This window comes from Cobetia sp. QF-1 (assembly GCF_002213105.1).
GTDB classification, from domain to species: Bacteria; Pseudomonadota; Gammaproteobacteria; order Pseudomonadales; family Halomonadaceae; genus Cobetia; species Cobetia crustatorum.
The window spans coordinates 400,867-426,318 of record NZ_NBVS01000004.1 but is presented as its reverse complement, the minus strand read 5'-3'; the positions used below and the strand labels follow the sequence as shown (position 1 = coordinate 426,318).

Annotated in this window: 22 protein-coding genes and 1 pseudogene; 10 read left to right on the top strand and 13 right to left on the bottom strand. The window is 57.6% G+C overall.

What is annotated here, in order from left to right; genetic code table 11:
* Window positions 1–16: 16 nt before the first annotated feature.
* Genes CFN46_RS10295 through CFN46_RS10280 form a run of 4 tightly spaced genes read right to left on the bottom strand, consistent with a single transcriptional unit; the run spans window position 17 to window position 4,796 of the window.
* Window positions 17–1,657, bottom strand: a complete 1,641-nt coding sequence (locus CFN46_RS10295) for an alpha-glucosidase family protein (RefSeq protein WP_088743518.1) — start codon at window positions 1,655–1,657, stop codon at window positions 17–19.
* A gap of 26 nt (window positions 1,658–1,683) precedes the next feature.
* Window positions 1,684–2,526, bottom strand: coding sequence for a carbohydrate ABC transporter permease (locus CFN46_RS10290; RefSeq protein WP_084208934.1), 843 nt, complete (start codon window positions 2,524–2,526; stop codon window positions 1,684–1,686).
* A gap of 11 nt (window positions 2,527–2,537) precedes the next feature.
* Window positions 2,538–3,512, bottom strand: a complete 975-nt coding sequence (locus tag CFN46_RS10285) for a carbohydrate ABC transporter permease (RefSeq protein ID WP_088743462.1) — start codon at window positions 3,510–3,512, stop codon at window positions 2,538–2,540.
* Between the two features lie 15 nt (window positions 3,513–3,527).
* A complete protein-coding gene (locus CFN46_RS10280) occupies window positions 3,528–4,796 on the bottom strand; it encodes an ABC transporter substrate-binding protein (RefSeq protein WP_088743461.1) in 1,269 nt (422 codons plus the stop codon).
* 373 nt (window positions 4,797–5,169) lie between these two features.
* Between CFN46_RS10280 and CFN46_RS10275 the strand changes: the two genes are divergently transcribed.
* Window positions 5,170–6,711 (top strand): carbohydrate porin, encoded by a 1,542-nt coding sequence (locus CFN46_RS10275; RefSeq protein WP_254918460.1) that lies wholly within the window; start codon window positions 5,170–5,172, stop codon window positions 6,709–6,711.
* A 204-nt stretch (window positions 6,712–6,915) separates the two neighbouring features.
* Here CFN46_RS10275 and CFN46_RS10270 read toward each other — a convergent pair whose 3' ends face one another.
* Window positions 6,916–7,284, bottom strand: a complete 369-nt coding sequence (locus CFN46_RS10270; protein ID WP_024950899.1) for a PH domain-containing protein — start codon at window positions 7,282–7,284, stop codon at window positions 6,916–6,918.
* A gap of 387 nt (window positions 7,285–7,671) precedes the next feature.
* Here CFN46_RS10270 and CFN46_RS10265 point away from each other — a divergent pair, with 387 nt between their 5' ends.
* Window positions 7,672–7,866 (top strand): CsbD family protein, encoded by a 195-nt coding sequence (locus tag CFN46_RS10265; protein ID WP_024950898.1) that lies wholly within the window; start codon window positions 7,672–7,674, stop codon window positions 7,864–7,866.
* 187 nt (window positions 7,867–8,053) lie between these two features.
* Here CFN46_RS10265 and phnP (CFN46_RS10260) read toward each other — a convergent pair whose 3' ends face one another.
* On the bottom strand, window positions 8,054–8,830 hold the full coding sequence (gene phnP / locus CFN46_RS10260) for a phosphonate metabolism protein PhnP (protein WP_254918470.1): 777 nt from the start codon (window positions 8,828–8,830) through the stop codon (window positions 8,054–8,056).
* 743 nt (window positions 8,831–9,573) lie between these two features.
* On the opposite strand from phnP (CFN46_RS10260), the gene CFN46_RS10255 reads away from it, so the two are divergent.
* The 7 genes and pseudogenes from CFN46_RS10255 to CFN46_RS10225 all read left to right on the top strand — a co-directional run bounded on the left by CFN46_RS10255 (window position 9,574) and on the right by CFN46_RS10225 (window position 16,650).
* Window positions 9,574–10,242, top strand: a complete 669-nt coding sequence (locus tag CFN46_RS10255; RefSeq protein WP_088743459.1) for an ABC transporter permease — start codon at window positions 9,574–9,576, stop codon at window positions 10,240–10,242.
* A 46-nt stretch (window positions 10,243–10,288) separates the two neighbouring features.
* The gene (locus CFN46_RS10250) at window positions 10,289–11,479 is read left to right on the top strand and encodes an ABC transporter ATP-binding protein (protein WP_254918459.1); all 1,191 of its coding nucleotides are present in this window, start codon (window positions 10,289–10,291) and stop codon (window positions 11,477–11,479) included.
* Window positions 11,480–11,483: 4 nt separating this feature from the next.
* Window positions 11,484–12,215: an ABC transporter permease gene (locus tag CFN46_RS10245; RefSeq protein WP_088743458.1), complete on the top strand. Its 732-nt coding sequence runs from the start codon at window positions 11,484–11,486 to the stop codon at window positions 12,213–12,215.
* A 103-nt stretch (window positions 12,216–12,318) separates the two neighbouring features.
* Complete coding sequence (locus CFN46_RS10240; protein WP_088743457.1) at window positions 12,319–13,200, top strand: glycine betaine ABC transporter substrate-binding protein; 882 nt, start codon at window positions 12,319–12,321, stop codon at window positions 13,198–13,200.
* Between the two features lie 75 nt (window positions 13,201–13,275).
* Window positions 13,276–14,160: pseudogene (locus CFN46_RS10235) on the top strand (glycine betaine ABC transporter substrate-binding protein).
* Between the two features lie 163 nt (window positions 14,161–14,323).
* On the top strand, window positions 14,324–15,742 hold the full coding sequence (locus CFN46_RS10230) for an MmgE/PrpD family protein (RefSeq protein ID WP_088743456.1): 1,419 nt from the start codon (window positions 14,324–14,326) through the stop codon (window positions 15,740–15,742).
* Between the two features lie 65 nt (window positions 15,743–15,807).
* Window positions 15,808–16,650, top strand: coding sequence for a nitrilase-related carbon-nitrogen hydrolase (locus CFN46_RS10225; RefSeq protein WP_088743455.1), 843 nt, complete (start codon window positions 15,808–15,810; stop codon window positions 16,648–16,650).
* 230 nt (window positions 16,651–16,880) lie between these two features.
* Here CFN46_RS10225 and CFN46_RS10220 read toward each other — a convergent pair whose 3' ends face one another.
* The 3 genes from CFN46_RS10220 to CFN46_RS10210 all read right to left on the bottom strand — a co-directional run bounded on the left by CFN46_RS10220 (window position 16,881) and on the right by CFN46_RS10210 (window position 20,690).
* Window positions 16,881–18,368, bottom strand: coding sequence for a CoA-acylating methylmalonate-semialdehyde dehydrogenase (locus tag CFN46_RS10220; RefSeq protein WP_088743454.1), 1,488 nt, complete (start codon window positions 18,366–18,368; stop codon window positions 16,881–16,883).
* A 101-nt stretch (window positions 18,369–18,469) separates the two neighbouring features.
* On the bottom strand, window positions 18,470–19,753 hold the full coding sequence (locus tag CFN46_RS10215; RefSeq protein ID WP_088743453.1) for a Xaa-Pro peptidase family protein: 1,284 nt from the start codon (window positions 19,751–19,753) through the stop codon (window positions 18,470–18,472).
* A 55-nt stretch (window positions 19,754–19,808) separates the two neighbouring features.
* Complete coding sequence (locus tag CFN46_RS10210; protein WP_088743452.1) at window positions 19,809–20,690, bottom strand: hypothetical protein; 882 nt, start codon at window positions 20,688–20,690, stop codon at window positions 19,809–19,811.
* A gap of 113 nt (window positions 20,691–20,803) precedes the next feature.
* Here CFN46_RS10210 and CFN46_RS10205 point away from each other — a divergent pair, with 113 nt between their 5' ends.
* Window positions 20,804–21,742: a LysR family transcriptional regulator gene (locus CFN46_RS10205; protein WP_088743451.1), complete on the top strand. Its 939-nt coding sequence runs from the start codon at window positions 20,804–20,806 to the stop codon at window positions 21,740–21,742.
* 180 nt (window positions 21,743–21,922) lie between these two features.
* Here the strand turns inward: CFN46_RS10205 and phnP (CFN46_RS10200) are convergent, their stop codons facing one another.
* The 4 genes from phnP (CFN46_RS10200) to phnL form a co-directional block, all read right to left on the bottom strand.
* Window positions 21,923–22,741 carry a phosphonate metabolism protein PhnP gene (phnP, locus tag CFN46_RS10200; protein WP_088743450.1) on the bottom strand — a complete coding sequence of 273 codons (819 nt, stop codon included), beginning with the start codon at window positions 22,739–22,741 and terminating at the stop codon, window positions 21,923–21,925.
* A 133-nt stretch (window positions 22,742–22,874) separates the two neighbouring features.
* Window positions 22,875–23,435: a ribose 1,5-bisphosphokinase gene (phnN, locus tag CFN46_RS10195; protein WP_088743449.1), complete on the bottom strand. Its 561-nt coding sequence runs from the start codon at window positions 23,433–23,435 to the stop codon at window positions 22,875–22,877.
* Window positions 23,435–24,595: an alpha-D-ribose 1-methylphosphonate 5-triphosphate diphosphatase gene (locus tag CFN46_RS10190; RefSeq protein WP_088743448.1), complete on the bottom strand. Its 1,161-nt coding sequence runs from the start codon at window positions 24,593–24,595 to the stop codon at window positions 23,435–23,437. The genes phnN and CFN46_RS10190 overlap by 1 nt, the downstream gene beginning before the upstream one ends.
* Window positions 24,592–25,386: a phosphonate C-P lyase system protein PhnL gene (phnL, locus tag CFN46_RS10185; RefSeq protein WP_088743447.1), complete on the bottom strand. Its 795-nt coding sequence runs from the start codon at window positions 25,384–25,386 to the stop codon at window positions 24,592–24,594. Before phnL ends, CFN46_RS10190 begins: the two co-directional genes overlap by 4 nt.
* Between the last annotated feature and the right edge of the window lie 66 nt (window positions 25,387–25,452).

Below are 25,452 nucleotides of genomic sequence, written 5' to 3'. Positions count from 1 at the left end.
GGCTTTCGAAAGAAGGTTAGTCGAGTGCCAGGAAGGCAGCCTGATAGGGCGGCAGTACCAGGCGCGCTGTCTGGGGCTGAGCCTCATCCAGTTCGGCAGTGAAACCCGTGCCCTTGAGAAGACGCGCGCCGCCTGCGTAGGCTTGCGGCAGCGCGGTACTTAGTTCAGTGCCTGTGAGATTGAACAGGCACAGCATGCGCTGACCGTCATGCTCACGCAGGAAGCCCAGAAGCTCGTCCCCCACGTCGACCAGTTGAATGTCCCCCTCACGCAAGACCGGATGCTGACGGCGGAAGTTCAGCAGAATCCGCGTGGCATGAAGCACAGAGTTAGCGTCGTCTTCCTGGTTGGCCACGGCCAGTGGCAGGTGGCGCTCATCGACCGGTAGCCAGGGCTCGACACTCGAGAAGTCCCCCTGGGCCGTCTGACGCCAGGGCATGGGGGTCCGGCAACCGTCGCGGCCCTTGAACTCCGGCCACAGCACCTTGCCGTAGGGGTCCTGAATGCGCTCGAAGGGCACGTCGGCTTCCGGCAGGCCCAACTCCTCACCCTGATAGAGGCAGACGCTGCCGCGCAGTGACAGCACCATGGCCAGAGCGACCTTGGGGTAGGCCACCGGGTCTTCGTCGGCGCCCCAGCGTGTGGCGCTGCGCACGACGTCGTGGTTCGACAGCGCCCAGCACGGCCAGGCATCGCCGGCCAGACGCTGGAAGCGCTCGATGACTTCGCGGAGATAGCCTGCTGAGTGCGGCGCATTGAGCAGATCAAACCCGTAGGCCATGTGCAGCTTGTCGCCCCCGGCGGTGTACTCCGCCATGCGCTCCAGCGGCTTGTCATCACCGATTTCGCCCACCGTGGTGGTGCCGGGGTACTCATCCATCAGGGCGCGCAGCGCTTTCAGGAAGTCGAGGTTTTCCGGACGGCTCAGGTCATAGACGTGTCGCTGCCAGGTATAGGGGTTGGAATCCGGCGCGCCCAGGGTCTTGGCCTCGCCCGCCGGCACCGGCGGGTTGTCGCGCAGGGCCTGATCATGGAAGTAGAAGTTGACGGTATCCAGGCGGAAGCCATCCACGCCCAACTCAAGCCAGAAGCGCATGTTGTCCAGCTGTGCCTGTCGGGCTTGCGGGTGGTGGAAGTTCACGTCGGGCTGGCTGGTCAGGAAGTTGTGCAGGTAATACTGCTGGCGACGCGAGTCGAAGGTCCAGGCCGAGCCGCCGAAGATCGACAGCCAGTTGTTGGGCGGCGTGCCGTCGGGCTTGGGGTCTGCCCACACGAACCAGTCGGCCTTGTCGTTGGTGCGGTCCTGACGGCTCTGCTGGAACCAGGGATGCTGGTCGGAGGTGTGGCTGATCACCTGGTCGATCATGACCTTCAGGCCCAGGGAATGGGCGCGCTCCAGCAGGGTCTTGAAGTCCTCTAGGGTGCCGAACATCGGGTCGACATCCCGGTAGTCGCTGATGTCATACCCGAAGTCGAGCATCGGGGAGGTGAAGAAGGGCGACAGCCAGATGCCATCCACGCCCAGCGATGCCACGTAATCGAGTCTGGTGGTGATGCCCGGCAGATCGCCGATCCCGTCGCCGTTGCTGTCCAGGAAGCTTCGTGGGTAGATCTGGTAGATGACGCCACCGCGCCACCAGCTGGAGGAGGTCTGCATTTGGGCTTCGAGCAATGACATGACGATTATCCTTTGACGGCGCCGGCGGTCAGGCCGGAGACGATGCGGCGCTGGAAGATCATCACCAGGATGACCAGCGGTATGGTGACGGTGACGGAGGCGGCCATGATCGGGCCCCAGGGGAGCTCATGCTGGCTGCCGCCGGAGATCAGGGCGATGGCGACCGGCACGGTGCGTTCGCTGTCGGTCAGCGTGAAGGTCAAGGCGAACAGGAACTCGTTCCAGGCCGCGATGAAGGCGAGCAACCCGGTGGTGGCCATGGCCGGCCACATCAGGGGCAGGAAGACCTTGGTGATGGTCTCCCACGGCGTGGCACCGTCCATGATCGCGGCCTCTTCCAGTTCCATGGGCAGTTGACGCATGAAGGTCGTCAGTACCCAGACGGTGAAGGGCAGCGTGAAGATGGTGTAACTGAGAATCAGGCCACCGGGGTTGTTGTAGAGATTCAGGCTGCGAATCACCTCGAAGAGCCCGGAGAGCACTGCGACCTGAGGGAACATCGAGACCCCGAGGATGATCAGCATCACGGTGGAGCGGCCGCGAAAGCGCACGCGTCCCAGCGCATAGGAGGCGGTGATGCCCAGCAGCAGCGCGATCAACACGACGCTCAAGGCGATCAGGATCGAGTTGCCGATCGCCTGCAGGAAGCTCTTCTGCGCAAAGATCTGGGCATAGTTGCTGAAGTCCAGCGAGGTCAGCCAGTAGTTGACCTCGAACAGCTCACTGGACGGTTTCAGTGAGGTGATCACCGCGTAATAGAAGGGGAACACGGCGTAGACGATGATGATGGCGATCAAGGCCCATTTGCCGACATGCTTGGCGAGTCGGGTCAGCTGGTAGCGGTTCATCGGAGTCTGATTCATTTCTCCACTCCCAGTTGGCGGCGGCCAAGGTAGAGGTAGGCCACGACGGCCAGCGCGATGATCAGGAACAGCATCGTGGAGGCGGCACTGCCGTAGCCCACGTCCTGGAACTCCACCAGTTGCTGGCGGGCGTAGATGGACATGGTCATGGTGCTCGACGAGTTGGAGGTCAGCACATAGATGACGTCGAAGACGCGCAGTGCATCGAGAAGACGGAAGATCACGGCGACCAGTAGAGCCGGGGTGATCAATGGCAGGGTGACACGGAAGAACACCTTCACCGGGTGGATGCCATCGACCTCGGCGGCTTCATAGCAGTCCCTGGGCAGCATCTGCAGCGCGGCGAGTACCAGCAGTGCCACGAAGGGGATGGTCTTCCAGACATCGACCATGATCACGGCCCACATCGACAGATCGGCATCCGCTGTCCAGGCCAGGGGCGCATCGATCAGCCCCAGCCCCATCAACATGTGGTTGATGATTCCGAACTGGTCATTGAGCATCCAGGCCCACATCTTGGCGGAGACGATGGTCGGGATGGCCCAGGGAATCAGTACCGCGGCCCGGACCAGCATGCGTCCCTTGAATTCGGCATTCAGGAGCAGCGCCACGATGATGCCGAAGACGACTTCCAGCGATACCGAGATGACGCTGAAATAGACGGTGTTCCAGACGGAGTTCCACCACACCGGGTCAGCCAGCAGGCCGTACCAGACGCCGTCGTCCTTCACGAGATAGTTCTCGAAGCCGATGAAGGCGGCACCGGTCGTGTCCGAGAGCGAGGCATCGGTCAGGCTGAGATAGAAGGTTCTCAGCAGGGGCCAGCCGGCCACCAGCGCCAGTGCGACCAGCATCGGGGCGAGATAGGTCCAGGCCGCGCGTACCCGCTGGCGTCTGACCTTGGTGCCGCGTTTGCGAGTCCTGGCCGAGGGCGAGCCCGTCGGCACTGACTCATTGAGCGTGGTTGTCATGCGAAACCTCCCGGGTTACCAGCGACGACGTTTGATGCGTGACAGTTCGCTCTTGAGCTGGGCAACCGCCTGGGCACCGCTCTGCTCGCCGCTCAGCACGCTATGGGTCGCGTTGAAGAAGGCATTGCTCACCTGGCCGTAGTTGTCTCCGGTGACGGCTGACGGACGGGCCACGGCATTGGTGAAGGTGTCGTAGAGCGTGCCGAAGAAGGGCACGGCGGTGAGCACTTCCTCGTCCTGATACAGCGCCGTGAGGGTCGGGTTGTAGGCGGCCTGGATGGCTCGGCGTTTCTGCTCGGGTTCACCGGTGAGGAAGGCCACCAGCTGAGAGGCGAGCTCGGGATTCTCGCTGTACTTCGAGACCGCCAGATTCCAGCCGCCCAGCGCCGCCGCGCTTTCTCCCTCGGCGCCATGGGGCAGCTTGACCACCCCGACCTTGCCGGCCACCTTGCTGTCATCGCTCTGGGTCAGCGACCAGGCGTAGGGCCAGTTGCGCATGAAGACGGCGTTGCCGGACTGGAAGATGCCGCGGGCTTCTTCCTCGGAATAATTGAGTGCGCCCTGCGGGGTGATCTCGCCGATCCAGCTGGCGGCCAGGTCGAGTGCAGTGGCCGTGTTGGGGTTGTCGATGGTGATCTCGCCATCGGCATCGACAATGGCGCCGCCGTCATTGCTGGCGACCCACTCCAGGGCGTTGCAGGTCAGGCCCTCATAGGCACGCCCCTGGAAGACGTAACCCCACATCTTCTCGCTGCCCGCCTCACGCTCCTTCGCCTGGATCTGCGTGGCGGTCTCTGTCAATTCCTGCCATGTCTCGGGAGGTGCGAACCCGTACTTCTCCAGCAGGTCCTTGCGGTAGTAGAGCACCCCGGCATCCGTGAACCAGGGCATGGCCACCAGGCGGCCATCCACCGTGTTGTTGTCGACGATGGTCGCGAAGTGGCCTTGCGCCGCCTTTTCGCCGAGCGTCTGGTGCAGATCAAGCAGGTGATTGGCGAGCAGCCCCGGCCAGACCACATCGATCTGCAGGACGTCGATATCCCCGGACTGGGCCGACAGAATCTGCTGGTAGAGCGAGAGGCGTTCCGTCGAGGAATTGGGCGTGGAAACGATGTCGACTTCATGGCCGGTCTTTTCCTCCCAGGCCGCGACGCCCTGTTCACAGAGTTCCAGCTCGGCCCCGACCGCACCGCAGGAGATGGTCAGGTCCGCGCCCATGGCAGGGGCGGTGGTGGCCACTCCCAGCAGGGCGACGCTTGAGGCGATCAGTGTCTTGCGTTGCATGGCAAATCCTCGTCACTTGTTGTTGTTGGGCATTCATCGGCCATCTGGCGGGGGAGAATCCTGAGGTTGTCCGATGGTGCTTCTTAAACGATTAAGGCGTGATCACAGTCAAGCGATTGGCGTCGATATCCGCAACCTGAACTTTGGTCTTGCTGTCGCTGATATGTCGCCAGAAATGGGAGTTTTACGCGGTGATCGCTCCCCTTTGGTCGAATTTCGACATAGGTCGTGTGTCTGAGAGGCCAGATTGCCACTAGGGTCTTAAACGATTAAGTGAGTATGGCGCCTACGACAACGCCAATGACGAAGGCGCCACTTCGCTGATCATCGCCAAGCGAGTGATTCGTCAACAACAACAAAGGCTCTCTCCAACATGACTACTTCCCCCCAGCGCCCGCTCAAGGCCCCTCTGGCCATGGCTGTTGCCATTGCCATCATGAGTACCAGTGGTCTCGCCACTGCCGACAGCACGGGCGACATCGAGGCGCGGCTCGCAGAGCTGGAGCAGCGCATCAATGACGCCGAACAGCGGGCCAGAGCAGCGGAACGCCGCGCCGCCGAGGCAGAGCAGGCGATGGCTGTTCAGCGCCGAACGAATGAGACTGATCAACCCGCGCGCGTGACCGCGCAGACCGAGGACCTCGAAGAGCGTCTGGCCGCCGTGGAGCGTCAGGCCAGTGGCGAGGAAGGTTTCTCCTTCAATGCCTATGCCCGCTCAGGTCTCCTGATCGGGGAGGGTGGCAAGAGCATTGATGGCGGCCCCTATCTCACCCCGGCGGGGTCGGTGGGGGGAGCGGTCGGGCGGCTGGGGAATGAGCCCGATACCTATGTCGAGACGGTGCTCAACTACAAGACGCGCTACGACAACGGGGCAAAGGCGCACTACCGCACCATGATTGCCGACGGGGTGGAGACCAGCAACGACTGGACCTCGGACGAGTCCAGCCTGAACGTACGACAGGTCTACGTGGAATTGAGCGATCTGCCGAGCTTCACTGGCGCCTTCGAGAATTCCGCCATCTGGGCCGGCAAGCGCTTCGATCGGGACAACTTCGACATCCACTGGCTCGACAGTGACTTCATCTTCCTTGCCGGCACCGGCGCGGGTATCTACGACGTCCGGCTCACCGATGACTGGAAAGCCAACTTCTCGGTCTACGGACGCAGTTACAGTGAATATCCGACCGAGGATTCCGACACTGGCGGCGATACCGACAACCTGACCTTCACGATGAACAACTACGTCGGCAACTGGCAGTGGATGGTCAGTGCATTGTCTGCCGCAGACAACGAAGAGCGCGCCATGGACACGGGCGCCACAGCCGCGGATTCCGGGTTCCATACCATGCTGGCCTATCATGGCGACAGCTTCTTTGGTCTCGCCGACGGCAGCTTCAAGGCCGCCGTGCTGCATGGCCGAGGGCTCGGCGCGGAGACGAAGGTCATCGGGGGGGACGGGAATCTGACAGATGACGCGACCTCGACTCGACTCGGTCTGTATGGCACGACCTATCTCGCGCCCAAGTGGCGTCTGGCACCGGCCGTGCTGGCGGAAGTCAGTGAAGACCGTTACGCCGAAGGCGACGAATACTCATGGGCGACGTTCAATGCGCGTCTGGCCAATGAGCTAACGGCGAATTTCGAGATGCAATATGAACTCAGCTATCAATGGATGGATCTTGACCCCGGTGCCTCAGGCACTGCCGTGGAAGGGAGCTATCGAAAATTCACCATCGCGCCGACCTTCAAGCCTGAAGTCGGTGGCTTCTGGAAACGTCCGGAAATCCGCCTGTTCGCGTCCTGGAGTGACTGGGATGAGGAGCTCAATGACTTCTCGGATGAAGATGCGCTCGGGAGTGCAGGCTTCACGGGAGGCGAATGGGCCTTTGGTGTCCAGAGCGAAATCTGGTTCTAATCTATACATTGACTTGGTAGCGCTTAAAACGGTTTCGATCCTGCCTGCACCCAGGTGCAGGCTTTTTTAGGTTACTTGAGTACTGATCGCTATTTTTATTATGGATAGATGCTGGGTATGGCACTTTACAGAAAGCCTCTGGTATTATATTCAATATCTGTGGTTAAAATATAATTTTATTTATTATCTAAAGCAAGAGCATTGTTAAAGTATATATTTGGAAATGAATTTTGAAATTTCGACGATCTCTGTCTTCCCCGTGAATTCGAATTTTATTTTGCCAAGTGAGGAAAAATATATTTCCAGTTCCGAATCCAGATCGAAGGTGCCAGAAGTTTCAATTGAGTAAGCGACTATGTTTTTATAAGGCAGTGAGGTGAAGTCTTTTTTACTTCCGGTGAGACCTTGTACGTTGACAGCGATAATGCGCTTATTCGTGAAGACGACTCCATCGCGCATGGATTTATAAGCATCAATCACATTTTCGCCATCCAGTAGTAAAGTACTGACGCGATCAGCATATTCATTATGTTGCTTGAGTTTTAAGAAACCTTTATTGTCGAAATCTATCATGTCGTGATTATCCTTGTCCGGAGAGTATTGTTAGTGATCCGAATCAATGTTGGTGAGTGTTTGATGTAACATTCTGAACGTTTACTCATATAATGTGAATGATAATTTTACACTACTGTTTACGTTATGCTTGGGAAGGCGCTCCAAGAGGCTGGCCTGCATGGAACCTTTTATCGATATTGTTGTATGGGGTCTTCCAACTTGGACTTTGCTTTTATTCAAGGACAATGATGATGCTGCCCATTGATCAAGATGATAGAGTTGTTGTTGAATCCTAACATACGTGCTAGCTTATATTTTGATCAGATATGAGGCGTGTCAGCCTCACATCATTGATCAGTAATTGAGTTTATTTGTCGCATTACCTGATTGACTTAGGAGGCTGCCATGAATAGCGATATCGCTGAAGGTAAGTGGAAACAACTCAAAGGTAAGGTTCGTGAAGGTTGGGGAGAGCTTACTGATGATGATGTCGACGAAATTGCTGGTCGTCGGGAAAACTTTGTAGGGAAGGTTCAAGAGCGATATGGCATGAAGAAAGACGAAGCTGAGAAAGAGTGGGATAAACTATCCGATTCCTGAGGCTTTGCTAATATATGCTTCATGTAGCCGATGCTTGCACTATGCAGGTGTCGGTTTTTTAGTTTTATTTTATCGCAGTGATCTATCGTCTTGCGTACCCAGCGAGATGCTCCTGACGAAATACATCCAAACCCGCTCTCTTGAGTCAATCATGACGCAATGGCGTTGACCGATGTCATGGTGATGATCACCTGCGGCCTTGTATTGAGGGTGATGCACTAGCCGCGACCTTCCCGGACAATCGATCCCAGTCCTCCAGCGTTTCACCGTCTTGGGTAATACGCACTTTCGGGGGGAGTGGTGGCGGTACTGCCAGGCACTCAGCATCGAGTTCGTGACTGATATGCGTCAGGTAGGCGCGTGGCGGGTTGAGTCGCGCGATGATATCCAGCGCTTGAGTGATGGTGTTGTGATTGCGAGGCGTGGTGAACGCGGCGGGGTGGCTGGAATCCAGTATCACTACATCGGGCTCCCAGCTGCGTAGGAAACGCTCGGTTTCCGGGGGCAGGCCGAGCGTATCAGTGAGATAGGCCAGCCGTGTGCCACCGTCATCCAGGCAATAGCCAAGTGTCGGTTTCGAGTGATTGAGCGGCACTGGTGTCACCGTCAGGCTATCCAGCTTCAAGGGCTTGAACGGCTTGAGTCCGGACTGAAAGTCCAGAATGCCGGGATTGCGGTAGAGGTCCGCGCAGCCTTGTGGGTCCTTTGGGCCGTAGACAGGAATGCGCTCACCGCACCCCCAGCGCAGATGGAAAAGCCCCTGTACGTGATCAGCATGATAATGGGTGATCAGGATTGCCGTGGGACGCTCGAGCTCACAACTGTGCGCCAGATCCATTCGGCCTGCATCCAGCAGGTAGCGCTTGCCATCGATGCGAACCTCGGCGGAACACGGCCTACGCGTGAGGCTAGTGAAGACGCGGGCCCTGTTGCAGGCTGGGCAATCGCAGCCAAAGCAGGGCACCTGGGCGACAGAATTATTATGACCAGACAAAGCGAAGCTAGATTCTGATTTACCAATTGGCTAATAAATTGTGTGCTTTACTCTAGCCGTGTCTTGTGACACGTGCCACTTGGTGCGGGTTTTTCGTTATTTAGCAATCACGACTTTGCGTCATCGGACGTTGATCTTCAAAAACGACATGCCGATTGTACGGAAAAATGCCTAGTACAAAGCGTTCGGCCACAGCGAGTAGGGATGGTATTGGTGCTGGCCTGTCGGTTCTTCTATGAGGGAGGCTCATGCCACGAGCCTTTACTCTTTTCAGGGAAGCCATTGCCATTGCTCATGGACAGTGATTCACTAATTTTTTGTTAATCGATATTCTCTAAGTGATTGATATTAAATGATTTTTATTACTTTCAGAAGGTTTTTCTTGTTTTTCAACCCCTTGTTCCGATGAATTGTGCAACAAATCTTTGTATGGCCTTATTCCTGCAGGATCAATTATCGCTTTCGCAATGCAGCCTGCCAAGTTGATCTCGTGGCCCTTTCAGATAGGTAGGATCACTGATTTTAATAACTGGCATTTTGCATACTCATCCAAAACGATAAATAGATGCTATCTCACTTTGCTAAGCTAAGCAGGCTCCAGCGCTGGCCTCTACATGACGTCCTCCCTGAAACGTCTTCTTGATACGGCGTCTGTGGTGCCATTGGGAGACTGCGCCGGCCGTGAAGAACACAACAACGCAAGGAGATCTCGCTTGGAACTGATCCAGTATGCTCTGGACAATCTGGAGCTCTTGACCACACGCACCCTTGAGCACATCTCGCTGGTCGGGGTGGCGGTGGGTATCGCCACGCTCACTGGTGTACCCATCGGTATCGCGATTACCAAAAATGAGCGCGCAGCCAAGACAGTGCTGTATATCGCCTCGATCATCGTGACGATCCCCTCCATCGCACTGTTCGGCATCATGATTCCGATCCTATCGTTGATCGGGCAGGGCATTGGCTATGTGCCGGCTGTCATTGCCGTTTTGCTGTATTCGCAGTTGCCAATCATCCGCAACACCTATACCGCGATCAACAATGTCGACCCTGCTCTGCGTGAAGCGGCCAGAGGGCTGGGCATGAGCCAGAACCAGCGCTTGTGGATGGTCGAGATTCCACTGGCGGTACCGATCATCATGGCCGGTGTGCGCACTGCCGTAGTGCTGAACATTGGAGTGATGGCGATCGCGGCCTATATCGGTGCCGGAGGGCTTGGCACCTTTATCAGTCGAGGAATTTCCCAGTCAGACCCGCGTCAGTTGATTGTCGGGGCGGTAGCAGTCAGCGTGCTTGCCATCCTCGTCGACTACGCATTGTTGGCGCTACAGAAGCGCCTGACGCCCATGGGTATGGACCGTGCAACAGCGGCCAATGCCTGACAGCGTCATACGCGCGCCATTCTGCCAACTAGACAAGGAATTCTTCATGATCGAACTCGACAATCTCACCAAAGTCTTCGACACCCCCAAGGGTGCCGTCACGGCGGCTGACCATATCAGCATGAAGGTGCCGAGCGGCGAAATTTGTATCCTGCTCGGACCGTCCGGCTGTGGCAAGACCACCAGTCTGAAGATGATCAATCGCATCATTCGCCCGACATCTGGCCGAGTGCTGATCAATGGGGAAGACACCACCAATCTCAATACGCAGGAACTGCGTCGCAACATCGGCTATGTCATCCAGCAGATCGGACTGTTCCCGAACATGACCATCGAGGAAAATATCACGGTGGTGCCCAAACTACTGGGCTGGGACAAGACTCGGTATCGCGAGCGTGCTCGCGAAATGATGCGCATGATCGCGCTGGAACCCGATGCCTTTCTCAAGCGCTATCCGAGTGAGCTTTCCGGCGGGCAGCAGCAACGGATAGGTGTTGCGCGCGCCTTGGCGGCGGATCCGCCTGTGATGTTGATGGATGAGCCATTCGGCGCAATCGACCCCATCAATCGCGCGGTGATTCAGGATGAGTTCCTCAAGATGCAGCAGGATCTCAAGAAGACCATCATGTTCGTCAGTCACGATATCGATGAGGCGATCAAGATGGGCGACCGCATCGCGATCTTCCGTGGCGGCAAGCTGGTGCAGTATTCCCCGCCAGATGAGCTGTTGGCAGCGCCGAAGAATGACTTCGTCGAATCTTTCCTGGGAGAAGACCGTGCTTTGAAGCGCCTCAACCTGGTCAAGGTGCGTGACTTGGCGAGTGAGGACATAGGTATGGTGAGGCCGGATGACACCCTGACCACGGCACTCGAACGCATCGAAGCCTACGGCTACCAGAGCAGCATCGTGATGGTGAACGACAAGCGTCAGCCGGTAGGCATCATCAGTGCTGCCATCGCACGTACTTCCAAGGGGCATTGTCGGGATCACTTCCAGGGCGTGCCTGTCGTAGTCAGCCTCGATGACGATCTGCGCAAGGTGGCCTCGTTGATGTTTGCCAATGACATGACATGGATACCGTGCGTGGATGATGAGGGTCGCATCGTCGGTCAGATTACGCAACGGGCCATCACGCATCATCTGAGCTCCCGCTACCGGGCACATTCGGGGTCTTCCGCTGCCTTGACTTCCGGCCAGCAGGGCGAGATGTCCCCGACCACGGTGCACAAGGAATAAGCCCATGCCAACGTTGAAATTCACGGGCGTATTGCGACTGGTGGCAGTGATCGCGATCTTCATGGCTGGTGTCTGGAGCCAGTCGACTGGCGTGATCGAAGAGTTCATGTTCTATCTGCCGGATATCCAGTTCCTGACGGTGCAGCATCTGTGGCTGACGGCGCTGTCCGGCGGGTTAGCGATAGTGGTTGCCATTCCATTGGGGATCGTCCTGTCGCGCCCCAGCATGACGCGTTATGCCGAATCGGCCATGCAAGTACTCAATGTAGGCACCACCATCCCGACGCTGGCGGTATTGGCGTTGTCGATGAGCTTCCTGGGTATCGGCACGGTACCTGCTGTCTTTGGCTTATTTGTGGCGACCCTATTGCCCATCACCCGTAACACCTATGTGGGGCTCAAGGGAGTGTCACCCGCCTTGAAGGAAGCGGCATCCGGAATTGGCATGTCACCGTTCCAGCGCCTGGTGCGTGTGGAACTCCCCAATGCGCTGTATGTGATGTTTGCCGGAATCCGTACGGCACTGGCCATCAACGTCGGTACGGTACCGCTGGCCTTTCTGATCGGTGCCGGTGGGCTGGGTGAGCTGATCTTCACCGGTATCGATCTCTATGACCCGGTCATGATGTTGTCTGGCGCCATCCCTACCACACTGCTGGCGATCGGTGTGGATGTGCTGGTGGCCTTCGTGGCCTTCATCGTGGTCCCACGCGGCGTCAACCCTGCGCGAGCATGAACGAATACGCCTGTGGCAGCCAAGGCTGCTACAGGTTGGCATACCGCTAGACCTTAAAAATAACAAGTTGTTAGACCGATTTTTCATAGGATAGGAGAGCATCATGAAGACCTTGACGACCCTGCTGACAGGCGCTGCCCTAGCCGCCACGCTATCAACGGCGTATGCCGAAGAGATTGTGGTGGGTGGCAAGAATTTCACCGAACAACAGATCCTCGCGAACATGACAGGACAATATCTGGAAAGCTTGGGCTATGACGTGGAGGAGCGTTCTGGCATGGGCTCTGCCGTGCTGCGTCAGGCTCAGGAGAATGGCCAGATTGACCTCTATTGGGAATACACCGGCACGTCACTGATCAACTACAACGATGTCAGTGAACGTCTGAGTCCGGAGGAGACCTATTCCCGCGTCAAGGAATTGGATGCCAAGAAGGGTCTGGTATGGCTAGTACCTTCCGCGGCCAACAATACCTATGCGCTGGCGATGCGTGAGTCGGATGCCCAGGAGCGTGGCATCGCCTCACTGTCGGACCTCGCGCAGGCGGTCAATGATGACAAGGGACTGACCTTCGCGCTGAACGCCGAATTCTATGCGCGGGATGATGGATGGCGACCACTGCAGAAAGCCTATGACTTCCGTGTCGGGCGCGCCGACGTCAAGCGCATGGATTCCGGTCTGGTCTACCAGGCCCTGCGTGATGGTCAGGTCGATGTCGGTCTGGTGTTCGCCACCGATGGCCGCATTCCGGCGTTCGATTTCACGGTGCTCAAGGATGACAAGGGTTATTTCCCGGCCTATGCCCTGACACCAGTAGTGCGTGAGGAATCTCTCAAGGCCAATCCGGAGCTTGAGGCCCAGATGAATGCCCTGTCTGCCGAGCTCAATGACGACACCATGGCAAGCCTGAACGCGCAGGTCGATGTCGAGAGGAAGTCTGTCGAAAAAGTCGCCGAGGACTTTCTTAAGGAACACGGCCTCAAGTAATTGCTTTTTATAAAAGGGTCGACATAAATGTCGGCCCTTTAATTCCCTCGATGTCGCTTGTGAAAGGATTCAGCGATGAAACTAATAAAAATGATTGTATGCTTCATGATGACTTGGTCTATATTATCAAGCTCCGCACATGCTGATAAAATATCAGTAGGTGGAAAGAATTTTACAGAGCAGCTCATCTTATCTAGCATGACTAGTCAATATCTTGAAAGTAAAGGTTACGATGTACAGGAGCGTTCTGGAATGGGAACTGCTGTGCTGAGAAATGCACAATAAAATGGGCAGGTAGATTTATATTGGGAATATACTGGTACATCGTTGATTAGCTATAATAAAGTAACAGAAAAGCTAACTCCAGAGGAAGCTTACCAGAGGGTTAAGCAGTTAGATGGAGAGAAGGGGTTGGTCTGGCTTTCACCCTCGGAGGCCAATAATACATACGCTTTGGCAATGCGTAAAAGTCATGCCAATGAGCTAGGAATAAACATGATTTCTGACCTGGCGCGAGCGATAAATTCAGGTGAGTCGTTAGTTTTGGCATCCAATGCTACTTTTTATGCTCGCGATGATGGTTTACGACCCATGCAGAAGAAATATGGCTTTGAATTCGGGAGAAAGAATATTAAACGTATGGATCAAGGATTGACATTGCCATCTCTTGATAGCGGTGAAGTTGATGTGGCGATGACTACAGCAACCAATGGTCGTATTCCGGCTCTTGATTTAACCGTTCTAGAAGATGATAAGGAATTTTTCCCGGACTATGCCTTAACACCGGTAGTACGTGAGGAAGTTCTTGAAGCTAATCCTGAGCTCGAGGCTCAGATGAATGAGCTCTCGGCAAAGCTCAACGATAGCGTTATGGCTGGTTTGAATTCACAAGTAGATGTTGATCGGAAGTCTGTCGAGAAAGTCGCCGAGGACTTCCTGAAGGAGCACGGCCTAAAGTGACCGTTCGTCACGCCTGAGTCACTGTCATTGACGTTCAGGCCCGCGAGATCACGACAAGGCCGCCCGCTAGGCGGCCTTGTCGTCTCTGATAGTGAAAACTGCCACTCCCCTCTGCCGTTATCCCGCACGTCATAGCTACCGCTTGCTACAGTGGAGAAACCTTATGTCTGCCTCGAACTGCTCGCCTGATGATACGAAGCCTTCCCGGATCACGACACCTTCTTATGCACCCTTCAATGAACCCTCCGCTACGTCTTCCGATACCGCTGTTGCTGCATCCAGAGATAGCTCGGCGCTGGTCTTTATTCACGAGTACGACCTTGCCAGTCTCAGCGGCTCCCAACTGCATCAAGCCAAGCGCTGCCTGCTGGATCTGTTGGGAGTCGCGGCAGGCGCGACGCGTACCCCATTGGCGGCCAAGGCAGCGCGTTATGTGACGCGCCAACATGGTGGTGACTTGCCGCTGTTGTTTGCGCATGGCAGTGCCTCTTCCAGTGGCGTTGCCCTGCAGGGCGGCTGGTTGATCGACGCGCTGGATGCCCATGACGGTCAGGTATTGACCAAAGGGCATGCCGGCGTTGCCTTGTTGCCCGGCCTGTTGGCGTTGCCGGAAACCCGCGAGCTTGCCGGGCGTGATTTTCTGGCACTGCTGGCCTATGGCTATGAGATCGCGACGCGGGCAGGAATCGCTTTGCATGCACAGAGCCCGGATTACCATACCTCGGGTGCCTGGAATGCACTGGGTGTGGCTGCGGTGACGGCGCGTCTGCGTGGCTTTGATCGCGAGACTCTGCACCATGCGCTGGGCATCGCCGAGTTCTACGGGCCGCGCAGCCAGATGATGCGTTGTATTGATCATCCCACCATGCTCAAGGATGGCTCCGGCTGGGGGGCCATGACAGGGATCTCGGCAGCGCTGCTGGCGGAGGATGGTTTCACTGGCGCGCCGGCATTGACGCTCACAGCTCCTGCCGTTGCAGAGCTGTGGAAAGACCTCGGTCAGCGACACTACCTGTTCGAGCAATATTTCAAGGCTTATCCGGTGTGTCGCTGGGCGCAGCCTGCGGTAGAGGCGGTGCTGTCGTTGGCTGACGCCGTCCCTGAGCCTGAGCATATCGCGCGTATCGAGATTATTACCTTCCACCAGGGCAAGCGACTGCATGTCATACATCCCCAGACTACCGAACAGGCTCAGTACAGTCTGCCTTGGTCTGTCGCCTGCGCACTTGGGCGTGGTGTCGTGGATGTCGAGGGCGTCTGTGAGGCATTGGGTGATCCATTACTCAAAGCTCTGGCGAGCAAGGTGGTGATTGAGGAAGATGACGTGTTCAATGCTCGCTTCCCCGCCGAGCGCTGGGCCCGCGCGCGTATCGTGCTGGTGAATGATGATGTGCTCGAAAGCGAGGACCACGAGGCACTGGGCAATCCGGACAAGCCCCTGAGTGATGCTCAGGTGCTGGCCAAATATCAGGCCCTGGCAGAACCCGTGCTGGGCGCGCGAGCGACTCAGTTACGCGATGTCGTGATGAGCCTTGAATCACGCCCGGTATCGGAGCTGCTGGTGCTACTGGGTGCACCTTGAATCTGGCTGCCGCGGCTGACATTCTTCACGGTGCTTTCCCTTTCTTTTGTCTTCGAGATCATCCAATGCACCATCAAGACCACTTACGCGTTGGCGCGGCACAGATCAACGCCACTCTCGGCGATATTGATGCCAACCTTGAGCGTCATCTCGATGTCATTCACCAGGCCCGCGATATCGAGTTGGATCTGCTCGTCTTCCCGGAGCTCTCGTTGACCGGCTACGGTATGGGGAATCGGGTCATTGATCTGGCTTTTCCTCTGCATGATCCACGCTTGCTGATTCTGGCGCGCGCGGCGGACGACATGCAGTTGGTGGTGGGGTTTGTCGAAGAGGCAAGTCCGGGCGAATACTACAATGCGTTGGCGATCTTGCAGCACGGCAGTCTTCAGATGGTGCACCGCAAGCTAAACTTGCCGACCTACGGAGGGCTGGAGGAGGGCAAGCTGTTCACCCACGGCAATGATTTGACTCAATCAAGCGTGCGCGCAGGGTGGTCCGCCACGTCATTGATCTGTGCGGACCTTTGGAATCCGGGGCTGGTGCATGCTGCTATGCTCGCGCGTCCCACCGTGTTGTGCGCGCCGATCAATTCGGCATCTGGCATTGTCAGTGATGACTTCTCCAATGAGCAGAACTGGGCGGTCAATCTGCAGTTCTACGCCATGACTTATGGCACACCGGTCATCATGGCCAATCGCTTCGGGCCGGAAGGTGGCAGTCATTTCTGGGGCGGCTCACGGATTCTCGGCCCACGCGGGGAAACGCTGGCACAGGCGGAAGACCGCGAGATGCTGATACATGCCGAACTGTCGCGCACCGCGATCGCCAAGGCCCGTTTCGAGCTGCCGACGCACCGCGACGCCGATACGCCGCTGGTACGTGATTTGATGCTGGGCTATCGCTGATCGGGAGGGCAGCCTGTTGGCGATTAGCGCTGTCAGTAATGCCACTGATGAAGGCAATACGAAAAACGCCCGCTCCAGAGTTCAGGAGCGGGCGTTTTTCGTTCCGGGGCAATTTCAGAACAGGACAATTTGCAGGACGGGGGTGACATGAAAGCCATTGGGGATAACTGGACGGGGTAGCTCAGTTGCTGGCACTCATTCTTTTATCTCGCGGCGAGAACAGTGACGCCTCAGGAAGGAAAGCTGAACTGGGCGGATTCCTGGACACTGCGTTCTGGCCAGCGCTGGGACACGCTTTTGCGTCGAGTATAGAAGCGCACAGCATCTGGGCCATAGGCATGCAGATCGCCGAACAATGAATCCTTCCATCCGCCAAAGCTGTGGAACGCCACCGGTACCGGCAAGGGAACATTGATGCCGACCATACCGACTTCTATCTTGTCGGCGAATCTCCGTCCAGCTTCTCCGTCTCGGGTGAAGAGGCAGGTACCGTTGCCATACTGGTGGTCGTTGATCAGTGTGATGGCATCTTCGAAGCTTGCCACGCGCACCACGCACAGTACCGGACCGAAGATTTCGTCGCGGTAGATGCTCATCTCGGGCGTGACTCGATCAAACAGTGTCGCCCCCATGAAGTAGCCGGATGAGCTGGAGACTAGTGAGTGAGTTCGCCCATCCACTACCAAGTGTGCACCCGCGGTAGCTCCTGCCTCGATATAGCCAGCGACCTTGTCGCGCTGTGAGGCATTGATCAGAGCTCCCATGTCGTGACCTGGCTCGGCGCCCGGGCCGATGCTCAGTGCACGTGCCTGTGGGGCGAGGCGTTCAATCAGCGCATCCGCTGTGTCATCCCCCACACAGACTGCGACAGAGATGGCCATGCAGCGTTCACCGGCGCTGCCGAAGGCTGCACCAATCAACGTGCTGGCGGCGTTGTCAAGATCGGCATCCGGTAGCACCACAGCATGATTCTTGGCGCCCCCCAGTGCTTGGATGCGCTTGCCCTGGCGTGTACCTCCTTCATAAATGCTGCGCGCCACGGGGGTCGAGCCCACAAAGCTCATCGCCTTGACCTCCGGTGCAGCGATCAGTGCCTCGACTGCCTGGCGATCACCGTGCACCACGCTGAAGAGACCTGCAGGCAGGCCAGCCTCTTGAAGCAGAAGGGCCATCTTGTTGGCCGCCGACGGGCTCTGTTCTGAAGGCTTGAGGATGAATGCATTTCCACAGGCGAGTGCCATGGGGAACATCCATAGCGGTACCATGGCCGGGAAGTTGAACGGTGTGATGCCAGCCACGATTCCCAGCGGCTGATGGTTGGACCAGGTATCGATACTCGGGCCAGCGTTGTGGGAGTATTCGCCCTTGAGCAGTTCCGGCACGCCACACGCATACTCGACATTTTCAATGCCTCGTTTGAGTTCTCCCATTGCATCATCTAGCACTTTGCCGTGTTCTTCGCTGATCAGCGCACAGATCTCATGGGCATCACGCTCCAATAGCATTTTGAAGCGATACATGACCTGGGCACGTTTGGCGGGTGGCATGTTGCGCCACGCAGGTAAGGCAAGCTGCGCTGCGATGATGGCGCGTTGCACGATGTCGGCATCTGCCAGCGGCAGGCGGCGAACTGCCTCTGCGGTGGCCGGGTTCAGTACGTCTAGAGTGCGATCGCCAGTAACGGCTTCACCACCAATCAGGTGAGTCAGGGTATCCATCAGTCAGATTCCAGCCTTGTATTCAGTCGCGAAAATAGTCGGTGTCATGAAGCGTTAGTCACTCGATGAGCCGCGCGTGCGTCTCATCAGGCGTTGCCTGTCTAGAACTGACGACCGAGTAGTGCTTCATCGAAGGGATAGCGCGAAATCTTCTCGATGCCGGTATCGGTGATCAGCACTTCTTCTTCCAGCTTGACGCCATCGGCTGCGCCGACTTCGCCAATATAGCTCTCTACCGAGACCACCATGCCGGGTTCCAGCACGCCATCCTTGGAGAAGCGATCAAAGTCCATGTGGTGTGCGACCAGTGGCGTCTCGCCATGCATGCCGACCCCATGAATGATCGAAGGATAGCGGCGGTCGAGGAAACGCTCGGGAATCTTCCAGGCGCTCTCAGCGATTTCTCGATAGCTGATGCCGGGTTTGAGTATCGACATGTTGTGATGCACTTGCTCGTGAGCCATCTGATAAAGGGCTTGTTGATAGCCACTGGGCCGACCCGGGCCGACATGGAAGGTACGTGAGAAGTCGGAGTAGTAGCCATGACAGCCGATAGTGTCGGTATCGAGGGCTACCAGCTCTCCGGGGCGAATCACACGATCACTGGCCTCGTTGAACCACGGATTGGTGCGCGGACCAGATGACAGGAGGCGTGTTTCGATGAACTCCCCGCCCTGGCGAATGACATCACCGTACATGATGGCGAATAGCTCGTTTTCGGTGACGCCGGGCTTGATGGCGGCCTCTACGGCAGCAACGGCAGCTTCGCTACCCGCCATTGACTGTGCGAGACAGGCGATTTCTTCGGGTGTCTTGAGGCGACGGCAATGCAGGGTGTCTTGCATGCAATCGAACACCTCCAGTCCTTGAGCCTCCAGCGAGCGCGCCAGATTCAGGGTGCAGCGATCCAGGCCTACCTTGCGATTACCGCCACCATGCTTCTCGACCAGTTGGGCGATCTCGATGCCGAAGGGGTCGCTCGACAGATTGTCGCGCTGGTTGACGGCTGACCACACCACCTTGGAGGTGCGTGCCTCATCGATGGTCTCGAGCCAGGTCGAGATATGAGCGCTACCGGGATACTCGAAAAGTATCACTGGGCCTTCGAGGGGTACGTAGATGTAACGGGTGGAGTTGCGCAGAAAGTAGCCGAACATGTTGCGCGAGCCAGTGGCATAACGCTGATTGTTGGGATCAAACAGCACTACGGCGGCATAGCCTTGTTCAGCCATCATGGCGCGCATGCGTGTCAGGCGTCCGCCACGTAGCTTTACGGGATCAAAGGCGGTGGGAATACTATCCCCATTTCCCATCGGTGCAGAAGGTACTACCGAGAAAGAGGCGGGTTCACTGTCTGTCAGGCGTTCGAAATCGACGATGCTCATGTCAGGTAGACTCACAGTCAAAATGAAAAGGAAGATGAAAAGGCCGCCAAGAAGCTCAGTCGGCTAAGTTGTCGCTGCGCTTCATGCCTTCCTTGAGCAGTTGCTCATGGATAGGTGCCATGCGTCCAAAGATCCGCTGCGCTCGCTCGGGACGCCCGATGAAGCCTGGCTCCTTGGCGTAGGCGAAGATCACGGTATGACGTTCGCGTTCACCACTGACCTGCGTGACGCGATGCAGCGAGTAGCGCCCGAAGAAGATCTGCAGATCGCCCGGTTTTAGATCGATGGCGGTGAGGCGTGAGCGGTCCCCATCAAGTACCTTCTCGACATCGGCGAAGTTCTCGCCTTTGGGATTACGAATGCCTGCGGCGTATTCGAAGCGGCCTCCCGCATGCGACTTACGGGTCATCATGGTGACGATGAATTCGTTGGTGTCGTAGTGCCAGGGGTGCTGACAGCCATCACGCAGCACGTTGACAACCAGGTCTGCGAGTGGATCTGCGTACTGATGGATCTGCTCCATGCCCACTACGCTTGCGATGAAGTGCTGGAAATCGGGATGCGAGTAGACCTGACGAATCAAAGTATCCGTACCGATGCGATCACCTGCGACAAAGCCATTGGTGCGATCATCGAAACGATTGCGCGGATGGGAGTCGGGCAGTGAGGTATCGCCGTCGCTGTTATAGGGATTGGTTACGGTCTGGTTGTAATGCGCCAGTGGCGACAGACGTTCTGTTTCTTGCTCCAGTCGCATCAGAGCTTCTTGGGGCACGAAGCCCTCCAGCACGACACAACCATCCTGAGCGAGCTGTTCGCGACATTGGCGCATCAGTTCGCGACCACGCGCTTCTTCCAGCTGATGGATGGGATAATGTTCAAGATCTATCAGTCCATCGAGAGAGGTATTACTTTCCTGCCCTTCGATTGCGTGCATGGCCCAGCCTCCTATTTCCTGCTCTCTGAATAACGTAGGAATAGGTTAGGGGGTGTGTTTTCATAATAGAAATGAATGGTCAAGATCAAATGCATTGCGAGGGCTCATAGATCATGGATACCGACTTGCTACGTGCGTTTGTCACGGTTGCCGAATGTGAAGGGTTCAGTGCCGCCGGTAAGGTGCTGCATCGCACGCAATCTGCAGTCAGCCTGCAGATCAAGCGGCTGGAGGATCTGATGGGAGGACCTCTGCTATCTCGAACCAGTCGTAGAGTAGAACTTACGGCCTCGGGTGGCCGGCTCTTGCCCTATGCGCGACATATTCTCAAGCTTCAGGATGAAGCTCGGCAGGCGATGGGAGTAGATCGCAAAAGTGAGCTGATACGGCTGGGGACGTCAGAAGAGCAGGCCAGTACCTATCTGCCAGCATTGTTGTCGCGCTTTGCGGCTGACTTTCCTGAGGTACGTCTGGAAGTGACTTGCAATATCAGTGCTTCACTGGTGCATGACTTTCAGGAAGGGCTGTTGGATGCAGTACTTGTCGTGCGACACGGACCGACACAGACCGGACGCTTGTTGGGACGAGAGCGTATGGTATGGGTGGTGGCCGAGCACCAATCCATCGCGGAGTGGGATGTGCTTCCTCTTGCACTTAATCCGGAAGGCTGTATTTTTCGCGCGCATGCCTTCGCCGCGCTTGGCCGTGAAGACAGGCAATGGGACGTACGCTATTCCAGTCAGTCTCCGACCGGTATCAATATCCCAGTAAAGGCTGGCTTGGCACTGACGGTCAAGACGCCGCGTAGCGTGCCGCAAGGGTGCCGCATGGTCGGTGATGATGAAGGCCTGCCACCGCTTGGGTATGTGGAAATTGAGTTACATCGCTCCCCTGGGCATGTGAGTGATGCCGTGACCGCTTTTTGCAATTATCTGGAGACAATCGTGACGGAAGAAGGAAAGCTGGAGAGTTTCGGAAAGCTTAATAAATCTTCAGCGGATGATTGTAGTGCCATGAATCTGGAAGCCGAGAGCATTGCGAAAATGATCTGATATACCGTGAACCAATAATTCCAGGCACCAAGGTGGGTGGGAGACTTGCCACTGTAATCGAGGTGTCTTATGACGAGAGAGCGACATGCTTTTACCCCCGAATTCAAGCAGGAAGCAGTCAGTCCCGGCGCTGTACTGCATCGTTGAGGAGCTGATGTACACATTCGCACTCTCCAACACTCATCCAGTGGCTCCCTTCCGCGAATGTATGTCGTGAGCCGCGACCTTCCCGGACAATCGATCCCAGTCCTCCAGCGTTTCACCGTCTTGGGCAATACGCACCTTCGGGGGGAGTGGTGGCGGTACTGCCAGGCACTCAGCATCGAGTTCGTGACTGATATGCGTCAGGTAGGCGCGTGGCGGGTTGAGTCGCGCGATGATATCCAGCGCTTGAGTGATGGTGTTGTGATTGCGAGGCGTGGTGAACGCGGCGGGGTGGCTGGAATCCAGTATCACTACATCGGGCTCCCAGCTGCGTAGGAAACGCTCGGTTTCCGGGGGCAGGCCGAGCGTGTCAGTGAGATAGGCCAGCCGTGTGCCACCGTCATCCAGGCAATAGCCCAGTGTCGGTTTCGAGTGATTGAGCGGTACCGGTGTCACCGTCAGGCTATCCAGCTTCAAGGGCTTGAACGGCTTGAGTCCGGACTGAAAGTCCAGAATGCCGGGATTGCGGTAGAGGTCCGCGCAGCCTTGTGGGTCCTTTGGGCCGTAGACAGGAATGCGCTCTCCGCACCCCCAGCGCAGATGGAAAAGCCCCTGTACGTGATCAGCATGATAATGGGTGATCAGGATTGCCGTGGGACGCGCGAGCTCACAACTGTGCGCCAGATCCATGCGGCCGGCATCCAGCAGGTAGCGCTTGCCATCGATGCGAACCTCGGCGGAACACGGCCTACGCGTGAGGCTAGTGAAGACGCGGGCCCTGTTGCAGGCTGGGCAATCGCAGCCAAAGCAGGGCACCTGGGCGCTGTCACCGGTGCCTGAAAACCGAAACTCCATCGTAAGTTCTCCTGACCTGCGTTTCCGGCACCGCGATGCGGTGCCGGTCTCTCGTGCCTGCATATCTTGTCGAACTATCGAACCTGCATATCTTGTTGAACCACCGAACGACTGCTGTCTGATGTTCGAGGCGTCAGGCCAGTGTTGCGCCATGCCCTTCGATGATATCGCTCAGTGCCGCGAGGCTTTCCGCGAGCGCTCCACCGTTGTCGATGCTGGCGACATCGGCGCAGGCGCCCATCAGCTCAGCCTGTACCTCCTGATGACGTTCCAGTCGACGTTCGATGTCGTCACACGACTCTCGACCGCGCTGAGTCAGACGCTGACGCAGCACCTCGGTCGAGGCCGTGATCAGCACCGGCACCAGCGCCGCCCCGAAGCGTTGTCGTGCCTGGGGCAATGCCCGTCGGCTGCCGTTGAGCAACACGGTAGCACCACGCGCCAGCCATGCCTCGATTTCCACGCCGATGCCATAGTGCAATCCATGCGCCTGCCACTCGAGGCATAGCACCTCCAGCTCACGGCGCACGGCAAACTCGGTATCACTGAGCGTCACGCATTGCTCATAGGCGCCACTGGCCCTTGTCAGATAGCGATGCGCCACCAGCCAGTCAGGTTGTTGATGGCGGACAGCCTTCAGCAGGCTGTCCTTGCCGACGCCACTGGCGCCCATCAGGTAGATCAAGCGCCCCATCAGTGCACCTGCTTGCCGGCGCTCCAGACGCGCTGCACCAGCGGGTGGCCATCCACCTCACGGACGCGCACAAGATCGGCACGCAGCCCCACCGCGATACGCCCACGGTCTTCAAGTCCTGCCGCGGCCGCCGGATTGCGCGATGCACAGGCCACGGCACGCGGCAGGTCATAGCCATCTGGCAGTTGAGTGATCCGGAACACGGCGTCCAGCAGCGCAGCGGGATAGTAGTCCGAGGACAGAATGTCGAGCACTCCCAGCGTGACCAGTTCACTCGCGGCGATATTGCCAGAGTGGGAGCCGCCCCGTACCACATTGGGCGCGCCCATCATCACCGCCATGCCGTGCTGGTGAGAGGCACTGGCGGCTTCACGCGTGGTGGGGAACTCGGCGATTCGGGTGCCGTATTCGAGACTTTCCACGACGTGCTCCACGGTCGCATCGTCATGACTGGCCAATGCCAGCCCACGGCTGCGACAGGCCTCGGCGATGGCCTTGCGATTGGCGCTGGAATACTGGGCGCTGAAGGCCTGCTGGCGGACGATGAAGTCTTCCAGGCTGGCATCATCGAAACCGTGCTTGCCCTTGTAGTAGATGCGATAGGCCTCGAGGCTCGCGAACTGGCGTTGCCCCGGCGAGTGGTCCATCAGCGAGACAAGTCCGAGTTCAGGCGTGTCGGCCAGTGATTCAAACCGCGCGAGGGTGTCCGGGTGGCAGACCTCGCAACGCAGGTGCAGGCGATGATCGACCCGCGCCATGCCGCTGCGGTTGATCTCGCTCAGGGCCTCGACCATCTTGTGCAGCGCATCGTGGCGCATGCTCTGATCATCGACATCACCGATGGAGACGGCATCGAACACCGTGGTGATGCCGCTGGCCGCCATCTGTGCATCGTGTGCCAGCGCCGCTGAGCGCGCCGGCCATGACACTTTCGGGCGTGGCTGGAAGTACTTTTCCATGTTGTCGGTATGCAGCTCGATCAAGCCGGGGATCAACAGATCGCCCTCGCAATCGATGGCCCCTGGCAGAGGGGAGGGCAGTGGGGGCGCGCCTTCCGCGATCGACAGGATCTTGCCGTCTCGAATCACGAGGCTACCGAGCACCACCTCATCGTCGAGTACCAGGCGGGCGTTGGTGAGAATCTGGTCTTGGGAACTCATTGCAGTGACTCCTTGTGGGACGGCGCGGTGGCGGACGATGACTCGGATGAGACGGGCATGGCGGATGAGGCAGGCATCTCGGTACCGCCCAGCATGTGGCCTTCCAGCGGTAGCAGACGATCGGCCACCCGCGTACGCACCTCCTCATCGTGGAAGATGCCCAGCATGGCCGTGCCGCGGGCCTTGGCTTCCTGAATCAGCTCCACCACGACATCGCGATTGGCGCTATCCAGTGAGGCGGTCGGTTCATCCAGCAGCAGCAGGGGATGTTCGGCGATGAAGCCACGAGCGATATTGACGCGTTGCTGTTCGCCCCCCGAGAAGGTGCCCGGAGCCAATGCCCATAGACGCTCGGGCAGATTGAGTCTGGCCAGCAGCGTTTCGGCGCGTTGATGGGCGTCGTGGGTATCACACCCACGGGCCAACAGCGGCTCCATGACGACCTCGCGGGCAGAGACTCGCGGCACCACGCGCAGGAATTGACTGACATAGCCGATCACGTCGCGACGCAACCTGTGCCAGGCCTGGGCAGGCAGGTCTGAGAGCTCCAGCGCACCGTCATCGAAGTGAAGCGTCAACCGGCCGCCGGAGACGCGATAATTGCCGTTGACCATCTTGAGCAGCGTGCTCTTGCCGATACCGCTGCGGCCCGCCAGTACCAGACATTCGCCCGGTGCCAAGCTGAGTGACAGTCCACGCATGACAGCCAATTGCTGGCCGCCCTGTGCATGCAGCACGAAGGTCTTGTCGAGCGACGAGGCGCTCAGAAAGGGGGAGCTGTTGGCGGTCATGATGGCCTCTGGATAAGGGGATCTTGCGCTGAGCAGTGACGCGACGGGTGGCAGATGCCAGGGAGG